The sequence below is a fragment of the Saccharopolyspora rectivirgula DSM 43747 genome, assembly GCF_000497205.1.
Lineage (GTDB): Bacteria > Actinomycetota > Actinomycetes > Mycobacteriales > Pseudonocardiaceae > Saccharopolyspora > Saccharopolyspora rectivirgula.
Genome location: NZ_AYJW01000041.1, coordinates 18,336 through 35,118 on the forward strand (window position 1 = coordinate 18,336; position 16,783 = coordinate 35,118).

A 16,783-nucleotide genomic window follows, 5' to 3' on the forward strand; every position below is an offset into this window, starting at 1 on the left:
CCTCCTGCCGGAACGGCTTGCGCCGACCGGCAGCAGGGTACCGGGATTCGATCAGTTCAGCTCACAGGCGGGAGGAAGCCCACGCGCTCGTAGACCACCTTCAGGGTGTCCGCCGCGACCTGGCGGGCCCGTTCGGCGCCGCGCTGCAGCACCTTGTCCAGTTCGGCCGGGTCGTCCAGGAACTCCTGCACCTTCTGCTGGATGGGGGTGACGAACTCGACCACGACCTCGCCGAGGTCCTTCTTCAGGTCGCCGTAGCCCTTGCCGTCGTACTCGGTCTCCAGCTCGGCGATCGTCTTGCCGGTCAACCCCGAGTAGATGGACAGCAGGTTGCTGATGCCCGGCTTGTTCTCCGGGTCGTAGCGGATCTCGCGCTCCATGTCGGTGACCGCGGAGCGGATCTTCTTGGCCAACCGCTTCGGGTCCTCCAGCAGCTCGACGACGCCGGAGGGCACCGACTTGCTCATCTTCGAGGTCGGGTCCTGCAGGTCGTAGACCCGCGCGGTCTCCTTCGGGATGTGCGCGGTCGGCACCTTGAACGTCTCCCCGAACCGGGAGTTGAACCGCTGGGCCAGGTTGCGGGTGAGTTCCAGGTGCTGGCGCTGGTCGTCGCCGACCGGCACCACGTCCGTGTGGTACAGCAGGATGTCGGCGGCCATCAGCGCCGGGTAGGTGAACAGGCCGACGCTGACGTGCTCCTCCTCTTGGCGAGCCGCCTTGTCCTTGAACTGGGTCATCCGGCTGGCTTCGCCGTAGCCGGTGAGGCATTCCAGCACCCAGCTCAGCTGCGAGTGCTCGGGCACGTGGCTCTGCACGAACAGCGCGCTGCGGTCCGGGTCGATGCCGAGTGCGAGCAACTGGGCCGCGGACAACCGGGTGCGCTTGAGCAGGTCTTCCGGGTTCTGCTGCACGGTGATGGCGTGCAGGTTGACGACGCAGTAGAACGCCTCGTAGTCGTCCTGCATCACAACCCACTCGCGCAGGGCGCCCAAGTAGTTGCCGAGGTGGAACGAGTCAGCGGTGGGTTGAATACCGGAGAACACGCGCGGCCGTGCCGCGGGCTTTTCGCTGGTCTCGGGTGCGTTGCTCACCCTGCAATTCTCGCAAGTCCAGCGTTCGGGAGCGGGAGCGGGGGCCGAGTCGTTCCGTCAGCCTCGAAAGCCCCGCTCGATCACAGGTCGGTGCGCCGTTCGTTCTCGGGCTGGACCTTCTTCTTGCGGAAGGCGCCGGCCACCATTCCGACGATGCCGAGCCCGATCGCGGTCACTCCCACCGGAGCGCGCAGCAGGTCGAACGGGGTCGCTTGGGCGAGCACGGCGGCCGGGGCGGCGTTCGCGACGGAGGCTGTGGACAGCAGCAGGGTCAGCACTCCAACAGCTATCCCGGATAACTGCACGGAGCGTAATATTCGGCTACGCACGAGCGCATCTCCCTCAATGGTTAACCCTTCAGGGGCTAGTCCAAGTCCTAGTCCGGTAGCGGACCGTACCAGCCACAAGTTGCGGGAAAGTGTGGCTCCAGGTAAACGCGCCACGACGCGGTGATCATATTTTCCGGCCGCTCGGCGCTTTTCCCGGGCCCCTGAGGGAGGAGGACGAAGCAGGTCAGGCGCCAAAACAGACCTCTCGTCCGGTTTTCCGCGCCCGACCTGCCGGCCGCTCGTCGCGCAGCCCGATCAGACCACTCCGAGCTGGATCCGCCGGGGTCGCCCGTACGTGGTCGTGCGCTGCCGTGCGGGACGCCCGGCCCGCTCCGCCAGCCGGCGCAGTTCGGCCACCGTGCGCGCCGAACCGTGCTCCGAGCCGGCCATGCGGCTGATGGTCTCCTCCATCAGCGTTCCGCCGAGATCGTTGGCCCCGCCGTTGAGCAGCGTCGTGGTGCCCTGGTCACCGAGCTTGACCCAGGAGACCTGGACGTTGTCGATCCGCCCGTGCAGCAGGATCCGGGCCATGGCGTGCACCGCCCGGTTGTCCCGGAAGCTCGGCCCGGGCCGAGCCAGGCCGGCCAGGTAGATCGGCGCGTTGCGGTGCACGAACGGCAGCGGCACGAACTCGGTGAACCCCGCGTTGCCGTGCTCGGCGGCCTTGTCCTGCACCGCCGCCAGGGTGCGGAAGTGCCCGAGCCAGTGCTGCGGGGTGTCCACGTGGCCGTACATCATCGTCGCCGAGGACGGGATGCCCAGCCGGTGCGCGGTGGTGATCACCTCGATCCACTCGGCGGTCGGCAGCTTGCCCTTGGTCAGCACCCACCGGACCTCGTCGTCGAGGATCTCCGCGGCGGTGCCGGGGATGCTGCCCAGTCCGGCTTCCTTGAGCTCGGCGAGCCACTCCTCGACGCTCACCCCGGCCTTGGCCGCCGCGCTGACCACCTCCATCGGGCTGAACGCGTGGACGTGCATCTCCGGCACCCGCTGCTTGACCGCCCGGACCAGCTCGGCGTAGCCGCTGACCGGCATCCGCGGGTCGATGCCGCCCTGCATGCACACCTCGGTGGCCCCGGCCTGCCAGGCCTCCTCCGCGCGGTCGGCCACTTCCTCCGGGGACAACCGGTAGGCGTCGACGTCCCGCTCCCGCTGCGCGAAGGCGCAGAACCGGCAGCCGACGTAGCAGACGTTGGAGAAGTTGATGTTGCGGTTGACGATGTAGGTGACGTCGTCGCCCACCACGTCCTCGCGCAACTGGTCGGCGATCCGGCTCAGCTCGTCCAGCGCTGGCCCGTCGCAGGTGAGCAGGGCCATGGCCGCGTCGGTGCGGCTCTGGTCGAGCAGGCCGGCCGGATCGGTTTCGGCCAGCCGCAGGGCCTCCCGCACGTCGGCGTCCAGGCGCTGCGGCGCAGTGGCCGGCAGCTGGTCGCGCAGCTCGGTCCAGTCGCCGTAGACGGTGTCGAAGTCGCTGCGGCGCTGCTCGGTCCGGCCGGTGGTGTCGATGCTGTGGTGCAGGTCGGTCCGGCCGGTGGAGTCCAGCCCGCCTTCCGGTTCCTGCCACTGCCTGCCGACCGGGCGGGCGTCCTGGGCCGCGAGTCCGTCCTCTGCAGACAGCGCTTGGACGTGGTCGAACAGCCGCGGATCCAGCCACTGCACGGCTTGCCCGGTGAGCGCGGCGCGCACGTAGCGCGGGTAGATGGTCAACCGCTCCCGCAGTTGGAAGCCGCCTTCGGCGGTTTTGGCCGCCAGGTCGTCGATCTCCGGCCACGGGTGCTCCGGGTTGACGTGGTCCGGGGTGACCGGGGAAACCCCGCCCCAGTCGTCGATCCCGGCCCGCAGCACCAGCGCCTGCTCACCGGCGACCAGGTTCGGCGGCGCCTGCACGCTCACCCCGGAGGGCAGCACCAGGCGGGCGACCGCGATGGTGGCGGCCAGGTCCTGCAGGTCGGCGTCGGGCATGCCGCGCATCGCGGTGTCCGGTTTGGCGCGGAAGTTCTGCACGATCACTTCCTGCAGGTGCCCGTACTGGCGCGCGCTGCTGCGCAGGGCCAGCAGGGATTCGGCGCGTTCGACCTTGGTCTCCCCGATTCCGATGAGGATTCCGCTGGTGAAGGGGATCGCGACGCGGCCGGCGTCGGTGAGCGCGCGCAGCCGCACGGCGGGTTCTTTGTCCGGGCTGCCGTAGTGCGGTCCACCCTTCTCCCGCCACAGCCGTTCGGCGGTGGTCTCCAGCATCATGCCCATGCTCGGGGCGACCGGTTTGAGCCGGTTGAACTCGGCCCAGCTGAGCACGCCCGGGTTGAGGTGCGGCAGCAGACCGGTTTCCTCCAGCACCGCGATCGCGCAGGCCCGCAGGTAGTCCACTGTGGAGGAGTATCCGCGGGCGTTCAACCACTCGGCGGCGACCGACCAGCGGTCCTCCGGGCGGTCGCCGAGGGTGAACAGCGCCTCCTTGCAGCCCGCCGCGGCGCCTTTTCGCGCTATTTCCAGAATTTCGTCCAATTCCAGAAATGCCGATTCCACCCGGTTCGGCGTCGTGGCGAAGGTGCAGTAGTGGCAGCGGTCACGGCACAGCCTGGTGAGCGGAATGAAGACCTTCCGGCTGTAAGTGACAATTCCCGATCTGCCCTCGGCCAGCAGGTGCGCCTGCCTGGCTTGGCGCGCAGCCGCCATCAGTTCTTCCAGCGCTTCGCCTCGGGCGTGCAGCAGCACCGCGGCTTCGGTGGCGTCCAGGGAAACTCCGTCCCGCGCGCGGCGCAGTGCGCGCCGCATCGCCGCGGAATTCGGCTCCGGTTCCGGTGGGCTCAGTTTCAGATCCGACACCTGGTGACCTTAAAACCACCGGGCCCCTATTTCCATCAAAACTGTCTGCGATGGAATTACTCCGTTTCGCCCTACCGGAGGTCATCGAAATAGGCGGAAAATTTCGGCAAATGCGACTAAGTGATCACACTTAGTCTCCACAGGGAGGACATGTGTCACACAAGAGTATGTACCGGCGGGTTCTGCAGGCCGCCGGCGCTGCCTTGGCACTCGCGCTCGCGGCACCGCTGAGCACCGCCGGTGCCACCGCTCCCGCCCCCGCGGAGCAGACCGCAGCAGCGCACTTCGTCGTGATCGCCCCCGAAGGCGAAGGAGTCGCCCGCACCGAAGAATCGGTGCGCGCCGCCGGCGGCACGGTGATCCAGAGCTGGCCGCAGATCGGAGTGGTCGTCGCCAGCTCTCCGAACGCCGGATTCGCCGAGGAAGTCCGCGGCATGCCGGGCGTCGAGCAGGCCGGGGCCAGCCGCAACCTCGCCGAACAGCTCCCGCCGCAACAACTCCAGCGGATGGAGCAGCTGGAGGGCACCGCGGACCAGGTGACCGCGCGCGCCGCCACCGACGCCGAACCGCTCGAAGCCGAGCAGTGGGACCTGCCGCTGATCAAGGCCCCCGAAGCGCACGCCATCTCGCAGGGCAGCAAGGACGTCACGGTGGGCGTGCTCGACTACGGCATCGACCCCGAGCACCCCGACCTCAAGGACGATTTGGACGTTTCCCGGTCGGTGAGCTGCGCCGGTGAAGGCGTTCCCGACACCCGCCAGGAGGCTTGGGCGCCGCAGGACGAAACCCAGGCCCACGGCACGCACGTGGCCGGCACCATCGCCGCCGCGCGCAACGGGATCGGCGTCGCCGGAGTCGCACCGGGCGTGTCGCTGGCCTCGATCCGGGTCATCGACGACGACGGCTTCATCTACCCGGAGTACGCCGTGTGCGGCTTCATCTGGGCAGCTGAGCACGACATCGACGTCACCAACAACTCGTACTTCGTGGACCCCTGGTACCTGTGGTGCGACAGCGACCCGGACCAGCGGGCCGGCGCGGAAGCCGTCCGGCGCGCCGTCGCCTACGCGCAGAGCAAGGACGTGGTGCACGTGGCCGCCGCCGGCAACAGCAACTGGGATCTGTCCAAACCGATCCACGACACCGAGAGCCCGAACAACGGCGGCCCCACCCAGGACCGGATGGCCGGCCACGAGTGCCACTCCCTGCCCGGTGAACTGCCCGGCGTGGTCACCGTCTCCTCGGTCGGCCCGGACTCGGTGAAGTCGTACTTCTCCAACTACGGCCTCGGCTCCATCGATGTCGCCGCGCCCGGCGGCGACGCCCAGAAGACGCCGGACACCCCGTCCCAGAACGGCCGGATCCTCTCCACGGTCCCGGGCGGCGGCTGGGGCTGGATGCAGGGCACCTCGATGGCCTCCCCGCACACCGCCGGTGTGGTCGCCCTGCTGCGCAGCACCCACCCGGAGTGGAACGCCCAGCAGGTCGCCGCAGCGCTGGCCGTCCAGGCCGATCCGCTGCCGTGCCCGACGAGCTACGACCCCGACGGTGACGGCAAGCCGGACGCGGTCTGCGCCGGCGGTGACAAGGGCACCGGGTTCTACGGCGCCGGCCTGATCGACGCCCTCGACGCGGTGAAGTGACCGGCGGACCTCGTGCGGTGGGGCGTCCCGCTGCACGAGGTCCGCAGCGGGCACGGGACGGGTGGTGCTGGCGTTCTTGAGTTGCCGCCCGCCCCGGCCCGCAGCAGCCTCGGAAGCGAAGCGCTGTCGACCGCAGGACGGGTGCCGTGGCTGAGCCGGAGACCTTCGTCATCGTCGGCGCCGGGCTGGCCGGCGCCAGAGGAGCGCAGGCGCTGCGCGAGAACGGCTTCTCCGGGCGCCTCCTGCTGATCGGGGAGGAAACCGTCCTCCCCTACGAGCGCCCACCGCTGTCCAAGGGCTACCTGCTGGGCCAGGAGGACTTCGACCGCGCCTACGCGCACGACCAGGACTGGTACCGCAGCAACGAGGTCGAACTGCGGTTGGGCGTGCGGGTCGACCAGCTCGACCGGCAAGCCCGGCAGGTGGAGCTCTCGGACGGGTCCGCGGTGAACTACGACCGGCTCCTGCTCACCACCGGTGCCACGCCCCGGCGGCTGCCGATCCCGGGTGCGGACCACCCGGGAGTGCTGCACCTGCGCGACGTCGAGGACTGCGAACGGCTCAAGCGCGTCCTCGACGAGGCCAGCCGGCTCATCGTGATCGGCGCCGGCTGGATCGGGCTGGAAGTGGCCGCCGCCGCCCGGATCCGCGGCGTGTCCGCCGTGGTGGCCGAACAGGAGCAGCTGCCGCTGCTCGACGTGCTCGGACCGGAAGTGGCCGAGGTGTTCGCCGGCCTGCACCGGGAGCACGGGGTGGAGTTCCACTTCGGCGCGCGGGCGGAGGAGATCCTCACCTCGGGCGACAGGGCGGTGGGCGTGCGGCTGTCCGACGGCACCCGGCTCAACGGGGACGCCGTCCTGGTCGCCGCCGGGGTGCGGCCGAACACGCAGCTGGCGGAGCAGGCGCAGCTGGAGGTCCAGGACGGGGTTGTGGTGGACGCGGGCCTGCGGTCGAGCGACCCGAACGTCTTCGCGGCCGGGGACGTGGCCGCGGCCCAGCACCCGCTGCTGCGCCAGCGGATCCGCGTGGAGCACTGGGCCAACGCGCTGCACCAGCCGGCGGTGGCCGCAGCGGGAATGCTCGGGCGCACCGCCGAGTACCGCGAGCTGCCGTACTTCTTCACCGACCAGTACGACCTGGGCATGGAGTACCGCGGGCACATCGGCCCGGCCGGCTACGACCGGGTGGTGTTCCGCGGCGACGTCGACAACCGCGAGTTCATCTCCTTCTGGTTGCGCGACGGCGTGGTGCTCGCCGGCATGAACGTGAACATCTGGGACGCGGGCGACGAGATCGAGCGGCTGCTCGCGTCCGGCGCCCCCGTCGACCCGGATCGACTGGCCGACCCCAGCACCCCGTTGAGCGAGTCGATCGCGCGCTGAAGCCGATCGACCGAGCGCGTGCTCGCGCCGCGCACCACCCCGCGCCGCCCACCGACCCCGACCGAACGGCCCCCAGCACCACCGGGCTCCTGGCACCGCCGCTCGAGCACCTGTCGCGGACGCTCGCCGAGCTGCCGGAGATCGTGCCCACGCACCTGCGCGAACCGCTCGCATCCCGATGCCGAGCCGCAGCAGTTCGACACCGTCGTCGAGGGGCGCAGGTCCTACGAGCTCGGCCTCGCGGCGGGCATCCCGAACGCCTACGCGCACCTCGAGCACTGCGTGTTCTCGCGGGCGCTCACCGCAAGCCCGGATCCCGGGGTGCGCCTGGTCGCGACGGACCCGGTCGAGAAGGTCCGCGAGCTCAAGAGCAGGCCGGGTCGCAAGATCTGGTCGGTCGGCGGCGCGCAGCTGGCGGCGGCGCTGCGCCCGGAGATCGACGAGCTGATCACCAAACTGCACCCGGTCGTCGCCGGAGCTGGGGTCCCCCTGTTCGACGGGGACTTCCGCCCCGAGCGCTTCGAGCTGGTCAGCGCCGACCCCCACCCCAGCGGGATCGTGCACCTCACCTACCGGAAGCGCTGAGCCACCGGTCGGGCTTCACACCTCGTAGGCCACGGTCACCGGCGCGTGGTCGCTCCAGCGCGCGTCGTAGCTGGGGGCCTTCTCCACCCGCGCGGACACCGCGCGCTCCGCCAGCCCTTCGGTGGCGACGTGGTAGTCGATCCTCCAGCCGGAGTCGTTGTCGAACGCCCGCCCGCGGTAGGACCACCAGGAGTAGGGCCCCGGGCCTTCCGGGTGCAGGCGACGGACCACGTCCACGTAGCCGGACTCGAACACCTGGGTCAGCCAGCCCCGCTCCTCCGGCAGGAAGCCCGCGGACTTCTGGTTGGCCTTCCAGTTCTTCAGGTCGACCTCCCGGTGCGCGATGTTCCAGTCCCCGCAGACGAGGACCTCGCGCTGCTCGGCGGCCGCCCGTTCGCGCAGCCCGCGCAGGTGCTCCAGGAACTCCTTCATGAAGCGTTCCTTCTCGTCCTGCCGCGGGGTGCCGACCTCCCCGCTGGGCAAGTAGAGGCTGGCGATGGTCAGGCCGGGCAGGTCGATCTCGGCGTAGCGGCCGCTCTCGTCGAACTCGGCGGAGCCGAAACCGATGCGCACCTGCTGCGGTTCGGCCCGGCTGTAGATGCCCACCCCGGCTCGGCCCTTGGCGTTGCTCGGCGCGAGCACCGAGTGCCAGCCGTCGAGTTCCCGCAGCTGCGCCGGGAGCTGGTCGTGGGTGGCGCGGGTCTCCTGCAGGCAGATCACGTCCGCCTCGGTGTCGGCCAACCACTCCAGGAAGCCCTTCCGGGCAGCCGCCCGCAACCCGTTGACGTTCACCGTGGACACCGTCAGCAGGCCAGCTCGTCCAGCCACCGGCCACCTCCCCGCCCCGGCGACCGGTGCCGGGAAGTGTCCGGTCACCGCGCTCGCCAGAAGGCCGTCGTCTTCCGCGTCCTGCCAGCCCGACATTATCGCGAGCGACCCCGCCACCCGCGGGTGGCGGCGGGTGGGGCAGCGCAGCTCACAGCCGCCTGGGCCCCGCGGTCCGCAGCCAGGAGCGGGCCTGCTCCCGGAAGCGCTGCGGGGCGAGCGCGCCCGCCCCCGCGGGCAAGGCCGCCACGACCGGCACCCCGGTGACGCGGGGCAGTTCGGCGAGGTTGTGCTCCTCGGCCTGGTCGAGCACCTCCGGCACCGCGCCGAGCACCAGCCCGGCCGGTTCCAGACCGCGGGAGCGCAGCGCGGCGACGGTGAGTTCGGTGTGGTTGAGGGTGCCCAGCCCGAGCCGGGTGACCACGTGGACCGCCACGGGCTGGTCCCGGACGAGGTCGGCGGCGAGGTCCAGCAGGGTGCCGCCTTCGGTGTCCAGGCGCACCAGCAGCCCGCCGGCGCCTTCGACGAGCACGGTCCGGTGGGTGCGGGCCAGGTCGCGGATGCGCGTCGCGTGCTCGGCGACCGGGGGGATGTCGATCCCGCGCAGCCGGGCCGCCGTGTCCGGGGCGAGCGGGTCGTCGAGCCGGACGAACTCGGCCACCGCGCAGCCGGCGAGGCGGCGCACCGCGGCCGCGTCGGAGTCGCCGGTGGCCGCGCCGGTTTGGGCGGGTTTCACGGCGATCGTCGACGGCCCGGCGGCCACCGCGAGCGCCGCGGTGGCCACGGTCTTGCCGACCCCGGTGTCGGTGCCGGTGACGATGGTGATCAAAGCCGCCTCCGGTGGTCGGTGACGATCCGCTCCAGCACGTCGGTCGCGCGCGCCCAGCGGTCGGCGTCGAGCCCGGCGTGGACGGTGATGCGCAGGCGGGAGATCCCGTTCGGCACCGACGGCGGCCGGAAGCACCCCACCCGCACCCCGGCTTCCGCCGCGGCGGTCCGCGCGGCGACGGCGGCCCGCGCGGACGGCATCGGCACCGACAGCACCGCCCCCGCCGGGCGCGGCAGCCCGAGCCGCTCGGCCAGCTCGCCACCGCGGTCGCGGACCCGCTCCGGCAGCTCGGGCCGGACGCGCAGCTCCTCGAGGGCAGCGCGAGCGCCCGCGACGGGGGCCGGGGCCAGCCCGGTGTCGAAGATGAAGGGGCGGGCCCGGTTGGTGAGGTGGTCGACCAGCGCTGCGGAGCCGAGCACCGCGCCGCCCATCGCACCGAGCGATTTGGACAGCGTCGCGGTCATCACCACGTGCGGGTGGTCGGCCAGCCCGCTGGCGCGCACCAGTCCGCGACCGCCGGGCCCGACCACCCCGAGCCCGTGCGCTTCGTCGACGAGGAGCAGCGCGTCGTGGTCGGCGCAGGCGGCGGCCAGCTCCTCGAGCGGGGCGGGGTCGCCGAGCACGGAGAACACCGATTCGGTCAGCACGATCGCCCGCCGGTCGCCGGCCCGGGACAGCGCAGCCCGGACCGCGCTCACGTCGTTGTGCTCGACCACCTGGACCTCGGCGCGGGACAGCCGCGCGGCGTCGATGAGCGAGGCGTGCACGTGGGCGTCGGACACGAGCAGCGAGCGCTCGTCGACCAGCGCGGTCACCGCGGCCAGGTTGGCCTGGTAGCCGGTGGAGAGCACCAGGGCCGCTTCGCGCCCGGTGAACTCGGCGAGTTCGCGTTCCAGGGCGGTGTGCAGTTCGGTGGTGCCGGTGACCAGGCGGGAGGCGCCCGCCCCGGCGCCCCAGGTGAGGGCGGCGTCCGCGGCCGCGCGCCGCACCCGCGGGTGCCGGCCCAGCCCCAGGTAGTCGTTGCTGGCCAGGTCGACGACGTCCTCGTCGGCCGGGCGGGGCCGCAGGGTGCGCTGCAGGTCGGCTCGTTCGCGTTCGGCTCGCTGCGCGGCGAACCACTCGGTCCAGCGGCTCATCCGGCCTCCGCGGCGGCTGCGATCCCGGCGCAGATGGTGGCGATGTCGTCGTCGCTGCACACGTAGGGCGGCATGGTGTAGATCAGGTCCCGGAACGGGCGCAGCCACACGCCCTGCTCCAGGGCGGCTTCGGTCGCCTTGGCCACGTCGACGGGGTGGTCCAGTTGCACCACGCCGACGGCGCCGAGGACGCGCACGTCGGCGGCGTCGATCTCGTGCAGCGCCTGCAGCCCGCGGTTGATCCGCCGCACGTCGCCCGCCCAGTCGCTGCTGGTCAGCAGGTCGAGGCTGGCGGAGGCGACCGCGCAGGCCAGCGGGTTGCCCATGAAGGTGGGGCCGTGCATGAGGACCCCGGAGTCGCTGGCCGACAGGCCGCGGGCCACTTCCCCGGTGCACAGCACGGCGGCCAGCGACAGGTAGCCGCCGGTGAGCGCCTTGCCGACGCACATCACGTCCGGGCTCACCCCGGCGGCGTCGGCGGCGAAGAGGGTCCCGGTGCGGCCGAAGCCGGTGGCGATCTCGTCGAAGATCAGCACCAGCCCGTGCTCGTCGGCGACGTCCCGGAACACCGCCAGGCATTCGGCGGGATAGGGGTGCATGCCGCCGGCGCCCTGCAGCAGGGGTTCCACGATCAGCCCGGCCAGCTGGTCGGCGTGTTCGGCGGCGAGCGCGCGGAACCCGGCGGCCCAGGCCTCGACGTCGCCGCCGGGGCGGGGTGGGCGTTCGCCGAACACCTGCTGGGGCAGCAGGCCGGACCACATCGCGTGCATGCCCCCTTCCGGGTCGCACACGCTCATGCAGTCGAAGGTGTCGCCGTGGTAGCCGCCGCGGACGGTGAGGAACCGGGTGCGCTCGGGGTGGCCGGTGCCGCGCTGGTGCTGCAGGGCCATCTTCATGGCCACTTCGACGCCCACCGAGCCGGAGTCGGCGAGGAAGACGCGGTCGAGCCCGGCGGGGGCGAGGTCGACGAGCCGCCGGGCCAGTTCGACCGCCGGTTTGTGGGTGAGCCCGCCGAACATCACGTGCGACATCCGCTCGAGCTGGCGGCGCACCGCTTCGTCGAGCACGGGGTGCCGGTAGCCGTGGATGGCCGACCACCACGACGCCATCGCGTCCACCACGTCGCCGACGCCGTCGATGGTGATGCGGCTGCCGGAGGCGCCGGTGACCAGCCGGGTCGGCGCGGGGTCGGTCATCGAGGTGTACGGGTGCCACAGGTGGGCGCGGTCGAATTCGAGGAGTTCTCCGGGGGTCATCAGGCGTTGGGGAGGACGTCGGTGCCCGCGCCGCGGCGGCGGATGGCCGGGGCGGCCGGCTGCGGGCGTTCGGTCTGGTGGTCGTCCGCGGAGCCTTCGACGACGAAGCCGTTGTCCCGGATCATCTCCAGGTCCGCGGCGGCGTCTTGGCCTTCCGAGGTGAGGTAGTCGCCGAGGAAGACCGAGTTGGCCACGTGCAGGGCGAGGGGCTGCAGGGAGCGCAGGTGCATCTCGCGGCCGCCGGCGATGCGGATTTCGGTGTCCGGGCAGACCAGGCGCGCCATCGCCAGGATCTTCACGCAGCGGGCGGGGGTGAGCTCCCAGGTGCCGGCCATGGGGGTGCCGTCGAAGGGCATCAGGAAGTTGACCGGGATGGAGTCGGAGTTCAGCTCTTTGAGCGCGAACAGGGCTTCGACCAGTTGCTCGTCGGTTTCGCCGAGCCCGGCGATCAGCCCGGAGCAGGGCGAGAGCCCGGCGCTCTTGGCCTTCTCCACCGTGTCCACCCGGTCGGCGTAGGTGTGGGTTTGGACGATCTTGTCGTGGTGGCTGGCCGCGGTGTTGATGTTGTGGTTGTAGGCGTCCACTCCGGCCTCCTTGAGGCGTTCGGCCTGGCCGTCGGAGAGCAGCCCGAGGCAGGCGCAGATCTCGACGCCGGGGTGCTGTTCCTTCAGCGCTGCCACCACGTCGGCGACCCGGTCGATGTCCCGGTTGGACGGTCCGCGCCCGGAGGCGACCAGGCACACCCGGGCGGCTCCCCCGCCGATCCCGGCCGCGGCTTGCTCGAGGGCCTCCTCTTCGGACAGCCAGGAGTACTTGAGCACGGGCGCGGTGGAGCCGAGCGCCTGCGAGCAGTAGTTGCAGTTCTCCGGGCAGAGCCCGGACTTGAGGTTGACCAGGTAGTTGACCTTCACCCGGTTGCTGAAGTGGGCGCGGCGCAGGCGGCTGATCGCCGCCACCAGGGGGATCAGCTCGGAGTCGTCGGCGCGCAGCACCGCGAGAGCGTCGTCGGGGGTGGCCGGGTTCCCGGCGAGGACTGAGTCGGCGAGCTGCTGGAAGGTATCGCTCATCGCTTCTCCGCGGTGTGACCAGGGAAAACGGACCTGAACAGTGTTCACCTGAACGGCGTTCAGGTTAGACTGGTCGCATCGACCGGTCAACAGGAGGACGCGTGCGCTACCACCGAGGCGACGTCGTGGACCGCGCGATCGCGGTGCTCGACGAGTACGGGCTGGAATCGCTGACGATGCGCCGACTGGCCGCCGAGCTCGGCGTGCAGCCGAGCGCGCTCTACCACCACGTGCCGAACAAGCAGAGCCTGCTGGCCGCGGTCGCCGACGAGATCCTCACCCGGGGGCGGCGCCCCCGCCGCGCCCACGAGTGGGACCAGCGCGCCGTCGAGATCTGCCAGGAACTGCGGGACGCCGTGCTGGCCTACCGGGACGGCGCCGAAGTGGTCTTCACCGCCCACGCCTTCGGCCTCGGCGCCACCGAACCCGCCGCCCGCCTGCGGGAGGCGCTGCGGGACGGCGGTCTGCCCGACGACCTGGTCACCATCGGCACCCGCGCGCTGCTGCACCTCGTCTTCGGGCACACCGTGGAGGAGCAGACCGCAATGCAGGCGAACAGCGCCGGGGCCATCGACCGCTCCTTCGGGGAGTCGACCGACTTCGAGCGCGGCCTCGAGCTGGTGCTGGACGGCCTCCGGGCCAAGGTCGGCCGCTGAAGCCCGGAGCATCGGCCGATCGGGTGCATCCCACCGCTGACCGGCGCCGCGGGAGTGACAAACCAACGGCTTCTTCCTATATTTGGTGACAATTCCACGCGATCTTGCGGCGACCTGCCGTTCACCTCGCGTTTCCCGGCCTCCGCAGCCGGCTGAGCAGGGCTTCAGCGGCATACTCGCTGGTAACCCCCTGTCGGACTACCAGTGCTGTTACCAAACGCGTGACGGCTTGCATTAAGATCCGCCCGGTAACGACCGGCCCTGCAGCCGCGATGGCCAACCCGGAATCATCCCCACAGGAGGTCTGAGCGTGGCCTCAGATAGCGCCACGGCAAGCGGCCCCACCGCACGCCGCCTGATCTTGGGCAGCCAGTTGCGGAAGCTGCGGGAGGCCAGTGGCATCTCCCGCGAGGACGCCGGCTACGCGATCCGCGGTTCGGGCTCGAAGATCAGCCGCCTGGAGCTGGGGCGGGTCAGCTTCAAGGAGCGGGACGTCGAGGACCTGCTCACCCTCTACGGCGTCACCGACCCCGAGGAGCGCGAGGCCTTCCTCGACATGGTCCGCAAATCGAACCAGCCCGGGTGGTGGCACCGCTACAACGACTTGATGCCGTCCTGGTTCCAGGACTTCGTCGGCCTGGAGGAGTCCGCTTCCCGGATCCAGACCTACGAGATCCAGTTCGTGCCGGGCCTGCTGCAGACCGAGGACTACGCACGCGCGGTCGCCCGCCAGGGCCGCCCGGAGGCGTCGAGCGAGGACATCGAGCGCCGGGTCCGGCTGCGGCTGCAGCGCCAGAAGATGTTCACCCGGCCGAACGCACCCCGCCTGTGGGCGGTCATCGACGAGTCGGTGCTGCACCGGCCGATCGGCGGCCGCCAGGTGCTGCACGCCCAGCTGGAGCACCTGCTGGACATCACCGCGCTGCCCACGGTCACGCTGCAGGTCCTGCCGTTCGAGCTGGGCCGCTCGGCCGCCGAGGGCGCGTTCACCATCCTGCGGTTCGCCGCACCGGAAATTCCGGACATCGTCTACCTCGAGCACCTGTGCGGCGCGCTCTACCTCGACAAGCCCGAAGACGTGGAAGTCTACACCAAAGCCAGCCACCGCTTGGCGGTTGACGCGCAGACGCCGGAACAAACCCGGCAGACCCTGAAGTCGCTGCTCAACGAGCTCTGACGGTTTCCCTTGCCATAAACCGGAAATCCCTTAAAGCCAGTCGGTCAACGACTTCGGTGTGATCATCGCCTCACCCTCGTGCACGTGCATTCACTCGTGCATCTGCACCTGCTACCTTGTTGCACGATCAACTGCACGTGCAGATGGTCGTGCAAGCTTTGAAGTCGGGGAAAGGGTGGGGGTTTCGGATGCCAGAGATCCGCAACGGAATGCCCGCGCGCCAGCTGGTCAACGTCGAGTGGCGGAAGAGCCGCCACAGCGGGGCGGTTGGCAACTGCGTCGAATTGGCTCCACTGGGAAACGGCGGCATCGCCGTTCGAAACTCGCGCTACCCCGATGGCCCGGCGCTCGTCTACAGCCGTGACGAGATCGCCGCCTTCCTCAACGGTGCAAAAGACGGCGAGTTCGACGACTTGATCGCTTGAACCGATCGCCCTGACGTAGCTGGGTGGCGCCATGAACGAGATAACGAACGGCCTGCAAGCGCTGATCGCCCGCGGCTTCCAGTTCGCTCACCCGCGAGACGCCAGCGGCGCGCTCGTCGCGGTGGTCGGCATCCGGGTGTACCGCGGGGTGATCGACATCCTCCAGCTCTTCGGCGAGGACGATGCCGACGCCGCGCGGGTGCCCGGCGACGAGCCGGACATCCTGTTCCCGAAGAAGGTGCTGTGGCGCACCAACGGCTCGGCCCGAGACGTCATCTTCCAGCTGCTCGGCCTGGCCGACCCGGCCCCGGAAGTCGGCACCCCGGCCCACGGCTACTGGGTCCCCACGCACGCCGACCGGTCGGCCTGGCTGGCGGTCTCCGCCTGAACGAAGACCACATTGGATAGCCGGTGGCCGTCCCACCCCGTCCCGATCGCCGCGCTGAACACCCCGAGAAACAGCAGCGATCCACCCCCAGGGACGGCCACCGGCACCCCCGGTTCCGGCGAAGCTGCCGGATGTCGGAATAGTAGCTGCCCCGCTTCCCGCCCCTCCGGAATGCCCGAATGTTTCACTTGGGCCGGTATGGTAGGAGCTGCCTGCCCCGGCGCGGTCTGATCGGGAGTTCTGGGATGCGTGGCTACACGGAGAGCAAGGACAGCTACCTCAAGCGGCTGCGCCGGATCGAGGGCCAGATCCGCGGTCTGCAGCGGATGATCGACGAGGACGAGTACTGCATCGACATCCTCACCCAGGTGGGTGCCGCGACCAGGGCTCTGCAGGCGGTTTCCCTCGGCCTGATCGAAGACCACCTGCGGCACTGCCTGGCCGAGGCCGTCGCGGAGGGCGGCGAAGTCGCCGACGAGAAGATCCGCGAAGCCAACGAGGCCATCGCCCGCCTGGTGCGTTCCTGAGCGAACCCGGCCCCACCGCCGGCACCAGCCCCCGATCCGGCGGGTGAACTGCGGTTTTCATCCGGTGCCCCCACTCGAACGGGGTTACCGTGGCAGCACGTCGCCACGTACCTCCAACGATGTTCAGGGGTGGGGCATGCCGGACGACACGCCTGAGGAAGTCACTCCGGCCCGCGCCGAGCAGGCGCCTTCCGGACCTGGGGACGGCTCCGACCAGCCCGCCGGGTTGAGCAACGAGCAACCCGACGTGTACTTGGACATCCCGGAGGTCAAGGTCGACGAGATCAGCCTCGAGGTGGACGACCTCCGGGCGCGGGTGTCGCTGCAGGCCGAAGTGCTGGACCTGGTGAAGCTGAACGTCGGGGTGGACGCGGCGCTGGGCCGGGTGCTGCTGGACATCAAGGGGGTCGAGGCCAAGGCGCTGCTGAAGGTCCGGCTGGACAACGTCGCCTCGATCTTGAACCGGGTGCTGACCACCATCGACCGCAACCCGCAGATCCTGGAGCAGCTGACCCGCGGGCTCGGCTCGGCCGTGGAAGAGGTGGGCCGCGGGGCCGGTGGCGCGGTCAAGGACGTCGGCGAAGGCGCTGGTGGGGCGGTCAAGGAAGTCGGCCGCGGCGCCGGTGGCGCCGTGGAGAGCG

The 16,783-nt window shown here is 70.7% G+C and carries 16 protein-coding genes and 1 pseudogene; 9 read left to right on the forward strand and 8 right to left on the reverse strand.

The window, feature by feature from the left end; translation table 11 throughout:
* Window positions 1-56 precede the first annotated feature (56 nt).
* The 3 genes from trpS to SREC43747_RS0112525 all read right to left on the reverse strand — a co-directional run bounded on the left by trpS (window position 57) and on the right by SREC43747_RS0112525 (window position 4,246).
* Window positions 57-1,091, reverse strand: a complete 1,035-nt coding sequence (gene trpS / locus SREC43747_RS0112515; protein WP_029721603.1) for a tryptophan--tRNA ligase — start codon at window positions 1,089-1,091, stop codon at window positions 57-59.
* An 80-nt stretch (window positions 1,092-1,171) separates the two neighbouring features.
* Window positions 1,172-1,369: a hypothetical protein gene (locus SREC43747_RS0112520; protein WP_051387987.1), complete on the reverse strand. Its 198-nt coding sequence runs from the start codon at window positions 1,367-1,369 to the stop codon at window positions 1,172-1,174.
* Between the two features lie 306 nt (window positions 1,370-1,675).
* The gene (locus SREC43747_RS0112525) at window positions 1,676-4,246 is read right to left on the reverse strand and encodes a bifunctional FO biosynthesis protein CofGH (RefSeq protein WP_029721605.1); all 2,571 of its coding nucleotides are present in this window, start codon (window positions 4,244-4,246) and stop codon (window positions 1,676-1,678) included.
* A gap of 152 nt (window positions 4,247-4,398) precedes the next feature.
* Between SREC43747_RS0112525 and SREC43747_RS0112530 the strand changes: the two genes are divergently transcribed.
* The 3 genes from SREC43747_RS0112530 (at window position 4,399) to SREC43747_RS19840 (ending at window position 7,856) form a co-directional block, all read left to right on the forward strand.
* Entirely contained in the window at window positions 4,399-5,889 is a 1,491-nt protein-coding gene (locus tag SREC43747_RS0112530) for a S8 family peptidase (RefSeq protein ID WP_236623158.1), read from the forward strand.
* A 146-nt stretch (window positions 5,890-6,035) separates the two neighbouring features.
* Window positions 6,036-7,271, forward strand: coding sequence for an NAD(P)/FAD-dependent oxidoreductase (locus SREC43747_RS0112535; RefSeq protein ID WP_029721607.1), 1,236 nt, complete (start codon window positions 6,036-6,038; stop codon window positions 7,269-7,271).
* Window positions 7,272-7,289: 18 nt separating this feature from the next.
* Window positions 7,290-7,856, forward strand: a complete 567-nt coding sequence (locus SREC43747_RS19840) for a dihydrofolate reductase family protein (RefSeq protein ID WP_152528411.1) — start codon at window positions 7,290-7,292, stop codon at window positions 7,854-7,856.
* A 15-nt stretch (window positions 7,857-7,871) separates the two neighbouring features.
* Here the strand turns inward: SREC43747_RS19840 and SREC43747_RS0112545 are convergent, their stop codons facing one another.
* The 5 genes from SREC43747_RS0112545 to bioB all read right to left on the reverse strand — a co-directional run bounded on the left by SREC43747_RS0112545 (window position 7,872) and on the right by bioB (window position 12,969).
* Entirely contained in the window at window positions 7,872-8,666 is a 795-nt protein-coding gene (locus SREC43747_RS0112545; protein ID WP_029721608.1) for an exodeoxyribonuclease III, read from the reverse strand.
* Window positions 8,667-8,832: 166 nt separating this feature from the next.
* The gene (bioD, locus tag SREC43747_RS0112550; protein WP_037331895.1) at window positions 8,833-9,510 is read right to left on the reverse strand and encodes a dethiobiotin synthase; all 678 of its coding nucleotides are present in this window, start codon (window positions 9,508-9,510) and stop codon (window positions 8,833-8,835) included.
* Window positions 9,507-10,646 carry an 8-amino-7-oxononanoate synthase gene (locus tag SREC43747_RS0112555; RefSeq protein ID WP_029721610.1) on the reverse strand — a complete coding sequence of 380 codons (1,140 nt, stop codon included), beginning with the start codon at window positions 10,644-10,646 and terminating at the stop codon, window positions 9,507-9,509. Before SREC43747_RS0112555 ends, bioD begins: the two co-directional genes overlap by 4 nt.
* Entirely contained in the window at window positions 10,643-11,902 is a 1,260-nt protein-coding gene (locus SREC43747_RS0112560) for an adenosylmethionine--8-amino-7-oxononanoate transaminase (protein WP_029721611.1), read from the reverse strand. The genes SREC43747_RS0112555 and SREC43747_RS0112560 overlap by 4 nt, the downstream gene beginning before the upstream one ends.
* The gene (gene bioB, locus SREC43747_RS0112565; protein ID WP_029721612.1) at window positions 11,902-12,969 is read right to left on the reverse strand and encodes a biotin synthase BioB; all 1,068 of its coding nucleotides are present in this window, start codon (window positions 12,967-12,969) and stop codon (window positions 11,902-11,904) included. Before bioB ends, SREC43747_RS0112560 begins: the two co-directional genes overlap by 1 nt.
* A 101-nt stretch (window positions 12,970-13,070) precedes the next feature.
* On the opposite strand from bioB, the gene SREC43747_RS0112570 reads away from it, so the two are divergent.
* The 6 genes and pseudogenes from SREC43747_RS0112570 to SREC43747_RS19845 all read left to right on the forward strand — a co-directional run.
* A complete protein-coding gene (locus SREC43747_RS0112570; RefSeq protein ID WP_029721613.1) occupies window positions 13,071-13,625 on the forward strand; it encodes a TetR/AcrR family transcriptional regulator C-terminal domain-containing protein in 555 nt (184 codons plus the stop codon).
* 310 nt (window positions 13,626-13,935) lie between these two features.
* Window positions 13,936-14,802, forward strand: coding sequence for a Sco1979 family transcriptional regulator (locus SREC43747_RS0112575; RefSeq protein WP_029721614.1), 867 nt, complete (start codon window positions 13,936-13,938; stop codon window positions 14,800-14,802).
* Between the two features lie 188 nt (window positions 14,803-14,990).
* Window positions 14,991-15,227 (forward strand): DUF397 domain-containing protein, encoded by a 237-nt coding sequence (locus tag SREC43747_RS0112580; protein ID WP_029721615.1) that lies wholly within the window; start codon window positions 14,991-14,993, stop codon window positions 15,225-15,227.
* 31 nt (window positions 15,228-15,258) lie between these two features.
* Window positions 15,259-15,615, forward strand: a complete 357-nt coding sequence (locus SREC43747_RS0112585; protein WP_029721616.1) for a hypothetical protein — start codon at window positions 15,259-15,261, stop codon at window positions 15,613-15,615.
* Window positions 15,616-15,860: 245 nt separating this feature from the next.
* On the forward strand, window positions 15,861-16,142 hold the full coding sequence (locus SREC43747_RS0112590; protein WP_029721617.1) for a metal-sensitive transcriptional regulator: 282 nt from the start codon (window positions 15,861-15,863) through the stop codon (window positions 16,140-16,142).
* Window positions 16,143-16,278: 136 nt separating this feature from the next.
* Window positions 16,279-16,783: pseudogene (locus SREC43747_RS19845) on the forward strand (hypothetical protein); the annotation flags it as partial.

Excerpts from the sequence above, each read along its gene's own strand:
- SREC43747_RS0112555 (WP_029721610.1), bottom strand. The coding sequence starts at position 10,646 with ATGAGCCGCTGGACCGAGTGGTTCGCCGCGCAGCGAGCCGAACGCGAA.
- SREC43747_RS0112560 (WP_029721611.1), bottom strand. The coding sequence starts at position 11,902 with ATGACCCCCGGAGAACTCCTCGAATTCGACCGCGCCCACCTGTGGCAC.
- bioB (WP_029721612.1), bottom strand. The coding sequence starts at position 12,969 with ATGAGCGATACCTTCCAGCAGCTCGCCGACTCAGTCCTCGCCGGGAAC.
- SREC43747_RS0112580 (WP_029721615.1), top strand. The coding sequence starts at position 14,991 with ATGCCAGAGATCCGCAACGGAATGCCCGCGCGCCAGCTGGTCAACGTC.
- SREC43747_RS0112585 (WP_029721616.1), top strand. The coding sequence starts at position 15,259 with ATGAACGAGATAACGAACGGCCTGCAAGCGCTGATCGCCCGCGGCTTC.
- SREC43747_RS0112590 (WP_029721617.1), top strand. The coding sequence starts at position 15,861 with ATGCGTGGCTACACGGAGAGCAAGGACAGCTACCTCAAGCGGCTGCGC.